Raw genomic sequence first — 11,691 nt, 5'->3', positions numbered from 1 at the left:
TTCATTTCCGGGTCCGCCATGTCCAAGAGCGTTCAACTGAGCCAGGCCATTGAAGCCCGGCTGGGGCTCATTTGCCCCGCCAACGGCTATGCCACCGACCTAAAGGCCGTCCACACCGAGGAGGTGTCGGACGACAAGTCCAAGCCCATGGCGATGCTGAGCTGGGGCGAAGACGAAACCCGCGAGCGCGTGCTGACCAAGGTCAGCCGCAGCCGGGCCTATGTGATTGAGGGTGTGTTCCCTCGCTCGGCGGCGCTGGCCGATCTGGAGCGCTTCCACCAGGACGTGCTCCGCGCCCTCGGCTGGGCCGGTGGTGAATTCGACCGGCCAATACCTGGGCAGCTCATCGGTGATACCGCCGAGATCCCGCGCCTGGAACAAGGCGCTCAGGCGCGGCGCATCGTGATCACCATCCAAACCACCTACGTCGAGAACTACGCGTAACAGCGGGCCGAGCCCAGGAGAACCTATGTCGAGCAATCCCTTTACCCAGTTGGCCTATGGCCGCGTTCATATCCGCCGCTTCGGCTCCACGCTGCCACCCTTCGAGCTGGGCGCGTATCGGCAGGTCGAGTTCACCCCCGAGCTGAACGAGTTGACGGTGGCCGACCCGCGCACCCTGGCCAACTCTGAGCTGGATGGTGTGAGTCGCCCCGCCGGCGGCACTCTGGAGGGCGAACTGCTGGAGCTGAAGCCCGAGACGCTGGCGGCGCTGCTGGCTGCTCGCCGGGTGACCGTTGAATCGGCCGAGGTCGACGACGAGGTGGCGGTGGTCATGATCGGCCGCACCACCATGCTGAAGTATCTGCCGTTGACCATCACCGAAGTGACCGACAACGCCGGCACCGAAACCTATGTCGCGAACGTCGACTACGTGAAGACTCCGGGTGGTATCCGCGTGCTGCCGGGTGGCGCGCTGGCGACTGATATCGCCGCTGCCGCGGCGGACGAGGACGGCAACAAGAGCCTGTCGGTCAAGGTGACCTATGAGCGCTGCAAGACCGACCTGATCCAGGCCTTCATGAAGGGCCGAGAATACTGGGAGGTGTTCGTCGAAACGATGAACGAGGCCGGTCAGCTGGACGGCCGCCGGGTCACCTTCCGCCGCGCCCGTATCGCCCTGAGTGGCAGCCTGCCCCTGATCAACCGCGATGACTTCGCGGCTATCGGGGTGAGCTTCACCCTGTCCCAGGACCCCAATTTCTTCGTGCCGGACGAGTCGGCCTTCTTCGTCTGGGAAAATGAGGTGGTCGACTAATGGCTGATCTCTCCGTCATCTTCCCCGAGCCGATGGCGGGGCTGGTCGACGGGCGCCGGGTGGTGATCCACCCGGTACGCCTGGGCGACCTGGAAGCCTTCGGCAAGAGCGTCACGCCGCTGCTGAAATTGATTGGCAGCCGTGATCCTGCCGCCCTCGCGGAGTTCGCCGAGCTGCACGCCAAGGATCTGCGCCGCGCCCTGCGCCTGACCACCAGCCTCAGCCGCTGGCGGATCTGGCGCCTGCCTGCGGCTTCGTCCCTGCAGCTGTTCACCCTAGTGGTGAAGGTGAACGCGAGTTTTTTCGACGCAGCCCTGGTCGAGGTGGCAAAGGCGTTGGCTGGGGCGCAATCGTCCAGCGGTTCGTGAGTGCCGGATTCAGCCTGGATCAGGTGCGCGACTTCACCCTGGACCAGGCCGAGCTGTTCATGTCGGCCCTGGCCGATGAGCAGAAGTCCACCCAGCGCACTCAGCTGCTGCTCCTCCGCGCTGCCCGGGCGAAGTCCGAGCAGTACCGCAAAGTCCTGAAGAGTCTGAGCTGATGGCCGGAAAAATCACGACCCAGTTTGTCATCGAGGGCAAGAACAACAGCCGCAAGGCGTTCCGCGAGGCCGGCAAGGATGTCGAGGACCTGGGCGAGCGCGTCGGCCGGCTGGCCGATGGCATCCGTACTGCCTTTGTCGGCGGCCTGGTGGCGGAGGGGGTGAAGGTGTTCAGTTCGGCGGCCGATGCCGTAAAACAGATGGACGCCCAGCTCAAGCTGGCCACCGGCTCGCAAGCTGAGTTCAACCGCGCCCAGGAGGAGCTGTTCAACCTGGCGCAGAAGACGCAGGCACCGTTGCAGTCGTTGGTCACTTTGTACTCGCGGATCTCTCGGCCGTTGCGAGAGGCTGGACGTTCTCAGGAGGAGATCCTGCAGGTGACCGAGGCGGTGGCCACTGCCTTCCGGGTCTCCGGTGCTTCGGCTGCCGATTCCGAAGCGGCCATCGTCCAGTTCGCCCAGGCCCTTGGCTCTGGTGCGCTGCGCGGCGATGAGTTCAACAGCGTGGCTGAGCAGGCGCCCCGGCTGATGCAGGCCCTGGCAGACAGCCTGGGGGTACCAGTCGGTGCGTTGAAGGAGCTTGCCGGTGAAGGCAGGCTCACCGCTGAGGTGGTGGCCGATGCCCTGATCGGGCAGCTGCCGAAGCTACAGAAGGAAGCCGAGCAGATCCCTGAGACGGTTGGCGGTTCGCTGACCACCCTGGGTAACTCGGCCACCCGCTTCGCCGGCCAGATCGACTCCGCGACTGGCTTCACTCAGGGTCTGGTCAATCGCTTCAAGTTTCTGGGCGGCGTGGCGGATACCGCCACCGATGCCTTGAAGGCATTCAACAAGGAAGGCCTGCAGGGGTTGGAGAAACTGACCGAGGGCTTGGCAGCGGACGCCAAGATCACCGCCCTGGAGGTGGTGCTGCAGCGCATGCAGCAGGCCCGCGACGAGATCGCCCAGGATGGCGAGCTAGGCCTCACCAGCCGCCTGCTGTTCGGCAACAAGGATGCCGCCTACTTCGACGGCCAGATTGGCCAGGTGACCCAGCAGCTGGAGCGCTTGCGCGATGCGGCCAAGGAGGAGGTCAGCGAGGCTGACAAGATCGCTGCCGCGCGGTTGGCCCAGGAGGCTAGCTATCGCAAGTCGCTGAAGGGTATCCGCGACCAGGTGGTGGCCGATGCTGAGGCTGCCATCAAGCAGCAGCAGTCGGCCGAGAAGAAAGCCCTGGCCGACCTGGAGAAGTTCGGCAAGGAGCGCCTGGCAATCCAGCAGCGCTACAAGGAGGCGATTGCCGGCTTCAATGCCGGCGGGGACAGCCAGGCCAGTTTCGGTGCCGCCAATGCCCTCAAGGTGGGCGCCCGTGATGCGTTGCGGGCCGGGGATGCCGAGGCGGCCCAGCAGCAGGCGCAGGCCGCGCTGAAGATGCTGCAGGATCTGGCCGCTGCTGGGCAGAGTACCTACGGTTTCACCGGCTTTGCCAAGGAGCTGCAGGCCATCGAATTGGCTGCCAGTGAGCTGGAGCAGAGCAAGGCCGAGCAGAAGCTCGCCTCGATCCGCGAAAGCCTGGCGCAGCTGCAGGCGCAGGCCGACCAGCTGAAGAACGTCAACATCACCATCAACCTCTCTGAGGAAGAGATCACCAAGGTCAAGGGGCAGATGGAGGAGCTGGCTGCTGCGTTGGGCCAGACCTTGATCATCCCGGCGCGAATCCAGCCGACGGCCGAGATGAACGCCATGGCCCTGCAGGGCGGTGACCAGGTGACCTTCCCGGTATCCGGTTACGCCAGTGGGACCAATAGCGCCACACCTGGCATCCATTGGGTGGGCGAGAACGGACCTGAGCTCGTGGGCTTCGACGGTGGGGAGAAGGTGCTGACTGCCTTGGCCTCGCGCAACTTGGCCAGCCGCATGGCTGGGCTGAGTGTGCCGGAAGTCGGCGGGCAGGCGCTGGCGGATGTGGCGCAGTCCGCGCAGGTTAGCCCGTTCGACAATGACTGGGGGCGTTTCCGTATTGAGGACGGCCCCAGATCCATTGAGGTGCTGGCCCGCAGATCCTCTGCGGAGGAGCTGCTGCGGCTGGCGGCCCGTAAAGCAGGGAGGAGCAACCCATGATCTATGTAGAGCTGGGGGGCATCCCCATCCGTACGTTTAGTGGTCCGCCCCGGCAGAGCTATTCGGCTGTCGGTGGGGTTGTAACGCGGCGTCGTTCCAAGGGGCGTGCCGTGCGCATGCAGCACTGGGTTAAAGAGGCCATCACCATTTCGGGCCAAGGCTGGATGGGCCCGGGTTTCGATGGTCTCGACTTCACCCAGCCCCTTGAGTTGCGTTGCACCAAGCCTCTGGAACTGGAAACCCCGGCGCTGGTCGGGACGCTACCAACTCAGCCTCGCCCAGACGTTCCGCCTTGGGCGTTCGCCTGGGTGGACGGCGAGCTGGTTCGGGCACCGATCAGCATGGTCGGCATGGCCTACACCCTGACGGCGGTGGCCGGCGCAACCTCCTACCGCATCCACTGGATGCCGGTCTACACCGTGTTCTGCCCGAAACCAGATCGCGGCATGCAGGCCGAGGACAACACCCACGACTGGTCCTTCACGGCCGAGGAAGTCTGATGGAGCTGAATGGCGCTGAACTGAACGCCGTCGAACTGAACGGCGAGTCGGTGGGCGGGAGTTTGCCCGGTCCGGTCACCGTCACCCCTGTGCTGTCGGTGGTCTGGGATGTGCGTCTGCTGCTCAATGGGGTGGACGCCAGTGACCTCCTGACAGGGCAGGTTCGCATCGAGCGGGAGGAGGGCGCCAGGGCAATTGCCGACTTCAGCTTGCTGCTTGATGTCGGCCCGGTGAACCCCGGCAGTTACGTCGGGCAGAGCGTTGAGCTCTACTACCGCGACCGTCGCGATGGTGTCTGGACTGACACCTTGCGCTTCAAGGGCCAGGTGATCCGTCCGCAGTTCAACCTGCAGACCCGGGTGCTGGCCTGCGAGTGCAGCGACCGCCTGCAGGAGGCAGTCGAGGCTATGGATGTGGCGGCCATCGATGCCCTGGTGGGTGGACTGTGGTCGGCCGACGTGTTCGAGCCGGTCGAAGGCCGGTTGCGCTGGGACTATGCCCTGGAGCGGATGAGCACCCAGGCTGCCAGTTTGCAGCGGAGCGTCGAAGGCGCTTTGCAGGTGACGCCCTGGGCGGCCGGTGCAGCGGCTTTTGTCATTCCGGCCGGCGCCGTGCTGGATGGCACGCTGGACTGGGTGCCGGTGGAGCTCAACGACCGCATCAACGTGGTGGAGGTGGCGGCTGACTACCGCTTCATCCGTTTGCGCGAGCGGCACCAGGACTTCATCTGGGAGCATCCGGCGGTTGAGGGGGTGTCCATCATCGATGGCTTCTGCCTGACCTGGGGCCGCGAGGACAACACCGAAGTGCCGGACATCGGCATGGTGGAGGACGCCAGCAGTGGCGCGGGCTACCAGGCCATCCTCAGCACCGCGACCTGGGGCTTGGTGCCCGCCACGGGGGATGGGGTTCTGTGCGATCCGCCGTTCGGCTGGACCAACCCCTACCCGGACCTGCTGCTCAGCGCCACCTGGACCAGCGCCATGCGCTGGAGCCAGCGGGTGACCGAGCAGTACACCCTGCGGGTGGAGGCCACCGCCAGCGTGGCCCAGGCTGGCGAGGTGATCAGCCGCGAGCGGGTTGCGCTGGAGACTGAGAGTGATCGGGAAGCGGAGTTCGAAAGTGCCGAGTTCACCGAGCACGAACCGGACGCGACCGAGGACGCCCTGGGTGACTGGGTGGTAGACCTGCGAGAAGAAGAGCGACGGACCGAGGCGCTGTCCTGCAGCCTGGCCATGGCCGCCACGACCATCCTTGGCGCCCACCGTGGCAACCGTTTTGCGTTCCAGCTACCGACCTCCGACACCCTGGGCTTTCGCCTGGAGCACACCCTGCATGTGCAGGATGAGATTCTTGGGCAGCCGGTGCAGTGCCGGGCGAAGGTGTTCAACCTGCTGGACGAGTGGGACCTCGACAGTGGGTCGGCGCTGACCAGCATCCAGTTGGCCGTGAGCCAGGGCGGCGGCGACGTGACTGATCCGCTGACGCCGCCAGCCCCTCCGCCCAGTACACCACCAGGCACACCGCCGTCACTGATTATCCTGCCGACCCAATTGGGCTCGCGGAACATCAGTCCGATCTACGACGAGGAGCTGGACGGCTTCGCCGGCAACTACACGGTCGACGATCTGGACATCAACCCCGAGCTTGAGGCGTTCCCGCGCCGCTTCGACCTGACGGCGCCGGAGATTCCCGAAGACCACCGCGACGAGTACGCGGCCAGCCAGGCCCGGACCTATCAGCTGGCCATCCCGGACGACCTGCTGGAGCTGTAACCCATGACCCTTGCCCAAGAACGTGCAGCCACCCGCGCGGGGATCACGGCTGCCCGCACGTCCACCCTGCGCCGCGATCTCAACTCGCTGGAAACCCAGCGCCGGCAGATCCGCGAACTGGTCACGCTGGAGCGGCGGGGGCTGCGCCCAGCAACCAAGGGGCGCGGCACCTGGGACCCCAACAAACCGACATTTGGGGGCGGTGGTGGCGGCGTCGACAGTCCGCTGACCGAGCCGGCGTCGGAGACCGGCGTACCGCTCCGCGAGTACCACCCGGCGATGACTATCACCAGCAGCGACGGTCTGTTCACCATGGAACTGGAACCGATCAAGAAGTTGACGATGGTGGACGCCAGTGGTCGATCCATCGACTTTATCTACGCCGACCCAGAGCCTGACCCGGAGCCCGAACCATGATCCTGCAGCACAAGGGTCTGGGCCTCTTCCAGGCCAAGCTCTGGGGCAACCCGTGGCATGGCCCGGTGCGCGCCGGGGTGCTGACCCTGCCGAATGGTTCGACCCGGGTCTGGCCGCAGCCCTCGGTGCATCAAGACCTCATCAGTGGTGTCCTGACTGACATCCCGGATACCTGGGGGGATGCGCACCGGGTGAAGGTACCGGGTGTGCCCGAGGTGGTCCGCAGTGCCGAGGAACTGGCTGCCGATGAGGCAGCGGGGCGCCAATGGCGCAACACCGCCATCCTCTCCGGCGACCGCCGGGCCTTGGGAGGAAAGCCGCTGGACGGGTGGATCTACATCGACCCGGACGGCGCGCGGTGGCTGGTGCGCTGCACCAATCTCGACGAGAACACCGTGCGCAGCTTCAGCACTCCCTGGTCGGCAACCCTGACCCTGAGCCGCTTCGGTGAGTTCGGCCGGGACGCGGAGAGCCATACCTATCCGATCAGCTCAGGCTGGGGAATCGATGGCGCCACGGCTCCGACCTCGGGACGTCTGCGTCTGGAGTCGATCCGCGCGGATGGCTCGGCGGCCGTCCTGATGGTCCACGAGCGGCGGTTGGGCACTGCGGAAACACAGATCCGTTGGCCTTATGCATTCCTCGAACTGACCCTCAGCGGACCGGGAGCTACGGCCACGGTCAGTTGCAGCGTGGTAAAGGCACGCTCAGCGGTCTCCCAGGCCACGGTGGCAATGGACCTCGGTCCCGACTACCTGGCCGGCTACTACAACGGCCCGCCGAGCTATACCCCGGAATGGCGGTTCCAGCTCGCGACCACGCCGCCGGGACCGGGTGAGGGCAACTTCAGCGAGTGGGGTGGTCGCTCCTGCAAGGTCTATAGCGGGGCGGTGACCTTGGATATCCGCCGCACCCTGAGCATCTGGTACGACGTCGATGGGTTCCGCCGTGACGTGGACTTCGTCATTGAGTGGGACGGCAACGTGGATATTCCGGCGCCGACTGCGGACGGCCTGGAAAGCACCGGCAGCGCCAACTGGGCGGCCTCCATCGAAGTCGGCGGCGAAGTGCGCAGCCAGCTGCTCGGGGCCTGGACGGGTACGGCCAGCGAGACGCTGGACGGTACCGACTTGGGCAGCATGAGTTGGGCGCGGACGGTGACCACCGACGGCATCGACTACCCCGAGAGTGTCAGCGATGACGCAGCCGCCCATAACTGGGTGACGCTGCCGTTCGACGAAATCCTGGTCTACGCCGCGCCGACCATCGCGCTGGTGGAGGCCAATGCCACCACCTTCAACGGACACCTGGACGTTATTCGCTATTCACCGCAGGTCATCGGCCTGTGTGCTGACCGACCTTCGGCGCGCGCCTACCACCCGCCGGCCACACCGACGGGCACGGCCAGTGGCGCGGTCACGACGGGAACCACTGCCCGGCGCTACGGCGCCTGGGACCCCCATACCGGGGCGGCCCTCTGGCTGGAAACCTCACCTGTTTGCTGGGTCTGATTGGGAGACAACATGCAGCGATTCCTTAATAACTGGTCGACGTCCTTGGTGGCGTCGCTGACGGCGGCCGCTACGGCGATGGAAATTCCGTCCGCCGCTGCCGCTGAACTGGTCGGTCTCGGTGCCGGCGATCACTACCTGCTGACCCTGGCTGAGATCGACGGCAGTGGCCAGGAGGTCGGCTGGGAGATCGTCAAAGCCACCGCCAACGCCGCCGGCACACTGACCATCGAACGGGATCAGGAAGGCTCCGGCGCGCGGGACTGGCCGGCAGGCACACCCATCAGCGTTCGCCTCACGGCGGGTGCGCTTGCCAGCTTGGGGCAGGCCGGCGGTGCGCAGATCGGGGACTGCCTCACCTCGGCCCGCGACCTTGGTGCCGACTGGCTGGCGGTGGATGGCAGTGCGCAGGCGAAGGGTTCCTACCCGGCACTGCACGCGCTGCTCGGCGACCGGCTGGCCCGCCTGCGCCGCTCGTCCGTCGTGCGGCCGGATGCCACTGGTACGCCAGGGGCCATCAGCAGCGGCAACGGCATCTACCTGATCAGCTTCAGCGCCTCCAGCCAGTTGGTGCGCAGCGTCGATGGTGGCGCAACCTGGGCAGCCAGTAGCGTGATCGATGCGGCGAATGTCAGCGTGTCGGTCAACGGCCTGGCCTTCGGCGCCGGGGTGTTTGTCGCGGTGGGCAGCTCCGGGCGGATCGCCTACAGCGCCAACGGCCTGAGCTGGACCCTCGCCACCTCGCCGTTCGCCTCTTCCGCGCTTCGCAATGTGGCCTTTGGTGGCGGGTTGTTCGTGGCGGTTGCCGACTCCGGCAAACTGGCCACTAGCCCGGACGGCATCACCTGGACCCTGAGGACCAGCCAGTTCGGAACCAGCAACATCCTCGGCATCGCCTACGGCAATAGCCGCTTCGTCGTGGTTGGGGCCTCGGGCAAGGTGGCCTACAGCGCCGACGGCCTGACCTGGACCCTGGGCACCTCCGGGACCAGCGCCACGCTCAACGCCGTCGGGGCGGTCGCCAGCGGCTTCGTCACCTACGACACGTCGCTGGCGTACACCAGCAGCGATGGCAGTACCTGGGCGAGCAACAACCCCGGCCACGTGGTCAACGATGCCTTCGTGGCGAGCGGCGGACGGGTGCTGCTCTCCGGTCCCTCGGTGCTGGAATCCACCGACGGGGTGACCTGGACGGCATTCGACAACCCGCTTCCGGGCGGTGCGGACGTGAGGTCGTTCTTCGACGACGGCGTGTTGGAGGTCGTTGGCGGCAGCGGCACTCAGCTGTTGTTCCGCCCAGAGGGCGGTAGCTGGTCGCGCAAGATCAATCCGGCCGGCACGTCCGACATCGGCGCACTGGCCTTCGGTGTCGGGAAGTACGTGGCCATCTCGGCTGGCGGCGACCTGGTCGTCAGTGCCGATGCGGCGACCTGGACGCGGGTGGAATTGCCGCTCAGTGTCGCGCCGCTGTCTGCGGTCTACGGCAATGGCCTGTTCGTCGTGGGCTGCAGCGCTGGCAAGGTGATCACCAGCGCCGATGGTGAGACCTGGAGCGTGGCCACCATCAGCGGTCTGGAGTCCTACTCTGCGGGTGTGACGGCTTACGGCGGTGGGCGCTACGCCATCATCTACAACAACTTCTGTGCCAGCAGCGCGGACGGCGTGAGCTGGACGGTCGGCACGGTTGGTGGCGGTGGCACGGCGCTGATCGCCTACGGTGGCGGGCGCTGGGTGCTGACCACGAGCGGTTCGACCATCATGACCAGTGCGGACGCCATTACCTGGACCACGCATGTAGGTGCGGTCGGGAGCCCGCTTGCCCTGGCGTTCGGCAACGGCGTCTTCGTCGCGGTGGACGCCAGCCGGGTCTACAGGTCGCGCGATGGGTTGGCCTGGGACGTGGCGGGTGCCGCCCCGGAAGGCGCCGTGCAACTGACGTTCGGCGAGGGCGTCTTCGTCCTGGTCGCCGGCCATCCGAGGGTATTGACCTCGCTGGATGGCGAGCACTGGGAGAGCCTCGCCTGGATCTACGCCAGCGAAAGCGCGCCAACTCCCAAGCGTGTGTTGGCCGCCAGCGGTCGGGCGTTGGTCGGCGGCAGTGGCGGCTACCTGGCCACCTACACCCCGGACTTCGACATGGCCACGCACTTCGCGCTGCCCTCCGGTGACCGCAGAGCGTTCATCAAGGCGCTGTAACCACCAGACATCAAGGAGTAGCCAGCCATGCAGCCGGCCTGTGTACCCCTGCGCCTGATTCAGGGCGCGACCTTCCGCGACACCCTGCGGCTGAGCCAGCCGCTGTTCGTTTACAAGACCATCCAGGCCATTCAGGCGGTCGCCCCGGTTCGCCTGCAGGTCGACGACCACGGCCTGGCCGGCGACTGGCCGGTGTGGGTGCGCAGCGTGCAGCAGTGGCCAGAGGTCAACCGCGAGCCGCACAAAGGCCGGCCCTGGCAGGCCACTCGTGTGGACGCCGACACCCTGGAGATCAACGCCCTGTCGGCGGTGGGCCAGAAGCCTGTGGGCGGCCAGTTGGTCTATCAGCCGCCGGTGGACCTCACCGGCTGCAGCGCCCGCATGCAGATCCGCGACAAGCCGGGCGGCGTTGTGCTGCTGGCGCTGACGGTCGGCGACGGCCTGGAGCTGGACCCGACCGGCACCCTGCGGCGCGAGGTCACCTCCGAGCAGACCGCTCAGCTCAGCGCGGCAGCAGCGTTCCATGAGGTGGAGCTGACCTTCGCCGACGGTGCCGTGTTGCGCTGGGCGGAGGGGCCGGTCGAGCTATCGCCGTAGGTGAACCTATGACCCAGACAACCCAACACGTCGAGGCCTGGACCCTGGTGGTCGAGGCCGCCACCACCCCGATGCTGATCGAGGGCGGTGACGAGTACGTCGTCACCCTGCAGCAACCCGAAACCATCCTCGTCGCCGCTGGCGAGCAGGGGCCGCCAGGACCTCCCGGCGTCGGTGCCGGCGAGTGGCAGGCCAACGACTGGTAACCCATCCCCTGAACAGGTGCCCCCATGGCTCAGATCGCCTTCTACAAAGTCGCCACGCTGCCCGGCAGCCTGGTGGCCAACGCTTTCTACTACGTCGAGAACGGCAACTATGCCGAGTCCTACCTGACCAACAGCGCCGGTGAAGCCAAGTCCATCGGCAACAGCGCGATGATCAATGCGCTGATCACCGAGGCGCTCAGCAGCCTGCCAAGCAGCGGGGCGCCGGTGCTGTTCGTGGTCGATATCGCCGCCCGCGATGCCTTGGAGCCGAGCCTGGAGGGTGCGGTGTTCGTCTTGGTGCAGGATGCGACGGGCGATCCCACCGTCGACGCAGGCGCCGCGCTCTACGCCTGGAACCCGGCCACCACCAGTTGGCTGAAGGTGGCCGAGTACGAATCCATGGACGTGACCCTCACCTGGGACGCGATCCAGGGGCGCCCGACGTCCACGCCCGCGCAGATCGACAGCGCAGTGGGTCAGGCCCACAGCCATGCGAACAAGACGACCCTGGACAAGTTCAGTGAATTGGCGGGCGCCCTGCGCTACAACGGCGCCGCCATCCCCGCCGAATGGAACACCACCAACTGGTGA

The 11,691-nt window shown here is 66.4% G+C and carries 13 protein-coding genes; all 13 read left to right on the top strand.

Annotated features, from left to right (window positions below; genetic code table 11):
• Positions 1-18: 18 nt before the first annotated feature.
• From D6Z43_RS16260 to D6Z43_RS16205, 13 genes are read left to right on the top strand one after another with little or no spacing between them, the layout of a single operon-like run.
• Positions 19-444 (top strand): hypothetical protein, encoded by a 426-nt coding sequence (locus tag D6Z43_RS16260; protein ID WP_120653181.1) that lies wholly within the window; start codon positions 19-21, stop codon positions 442-444.
• Positions 445-469: 25 nt separating this feature from the next.
• Positions 470-1,258, top strand: coding sequence for a hypothetical protein (locus tag D6Z43_RS16255; protein ID WP_120653180.1), 789 nt, complete (start codon positions 470-472; stop codon positions 1,256-1,258).
• Entirely contained in the window at positions 1,258-1,626 is a 369-nt protein-coding gene (locus D6Z43_RS16250) for a hypothetical protein (protein ID WP_120653179.1), read from the top strand. The genes D6Z43_RS16255 and D6Z43_RS16250 overlap by 1 nt, the downstream gene beginning before the upstream one ends.
• A complete protein-coding gene (locus D6Z43_RS27945) occupies positions 1,623-1,799 on the top strand; it encodes a hypothetical protein (RefSeq protein ID WP_162945848.1) in 177 nt (58 codons plus the stop codon). The genes D6Z43_RS16250 and D6Z43_RS27945 overlap by 4 nt, the downstream gene beginning before the upstream one ends.
• A complete protein-coding gene (locus tag D6Z43_RS16245) occupies positions 1,799-3,898 on the top strand; it encodes a tape measure protein (RefSeq protein ID WP_120653178.1) in 2,100 nt (699 codons plus the stop codon). Before D6Z43_RS27945 ends, D6Z43_RS16245 begins: the two co-directional genes overlap by 1 nt.
• Entirely contained in the window at positions 3,895-4,398 is a 504-nt protein-coding gene (locus D6Z43_RS16240) for a hypothetical protein (RefSeq protein ID WP_120653177.1), read from the top strand. Before D6Z43_RS16245 ends, D6Z43_RS16240 begins: the two co-directional genes overlap by 4 nt.
• Positions 4,398-6,173, top strand: coding sequence for a hypothetical protein (locus tag D6Z43_RS16235; RefSeq protein WP_120653176.1), 1,776 nt, complete (start codon positions 4,398-4,400; stop codon positions 6,171-6,173). The genes D6Z43_RS16240 and D6Z43_RS16235 overlap by 1 nt, the downstream gene beginning before the upstream one ends.
• 3 nt (positions 6,174-6,176) lie before the next feature.
• Positions 6,177-6,590 (top strand): hypothetical protein, encoded by a 414-nt coding sequence (locus tag D6Z43_RS16230; RefSeq protein ID WP_120653175.1) that lies wholly within the window; start codon positions 6,177-6,179, stop codon positions 6,588-6,590.
• Positions 6,587-8,101: a hypothetical protein gene (locus D6Z43_RS16225; protein WP_120653174.1), complete on the top strand. Its 1,515-nt coding sequence runs from the start codon at positions 6,587-6,589 to the stop codon at positions 8,099-8,101. Before D6Z43_RS16230 ends, D6Z43_RS16225 begins: the two co-directional genes overlap by 4 nt.
• 12 nt (positions 8,102-8,113) lie before the next feature.
• Positions 8,114-10,297, top strand: coding sequence for a hypothetical protein (locus D6Z43_RS16220; protein WP_162945847.1), 2,184 nt, complete (start codon positions 8,114-8,116; stop codon positions 10,295-10,297).
• A gap of 27 nt (positions 10,298-10,324) precedes the next feature.
• Positions 10,325-10,894: a hypothetical protein gene (locus D6Z43_RS16215; RefSeq protein WP_120653172.1), complete on the top strand. Its 570-nt coding sequence runs from the start codon at positions 10,325-10,327 to the stop codon at positions 10,892-10,894.
• 8 nt (positions 10,895-10,902) lie between these two features.
• Positions 10,903-11,100 carry a hypothetical protein gene (locus D6Z43_RS16210; protein WP_120653171.1) on the top strand — a complete coding sequence of 66 codons (198 nt, stop codon included), beginning with the start codon at positions 10,903-10,905 and terminating at the stop codon, positions 11,098-11,100.
• A 24-nt stretch (positions 11,101-11,124) separates the two neighbouring features.
• Positions 11,125-11,691, top strand: a complete 567-nt coding sequence (locus D6Z43_RS16205; RefSeq protein ID WP_120653170.1) for a hypothetical protein — start codon at positions 11,125-11,127, stop codon at positions 11,689-11,691.

Source organism: Pseudomonas sp. DY-1, from assembly GCF_003626975.1.
Lineage (GTDB): Bacteria > Pseudomonadota > Gammaproteobacteria > Pseudomonadales > Pseudomonadaceae > Metapseudomonas.
Note: the sequence above shows the minus strand (reverse complement) of the source record. Positions and strands in the feature narration are given on the sequence as shown.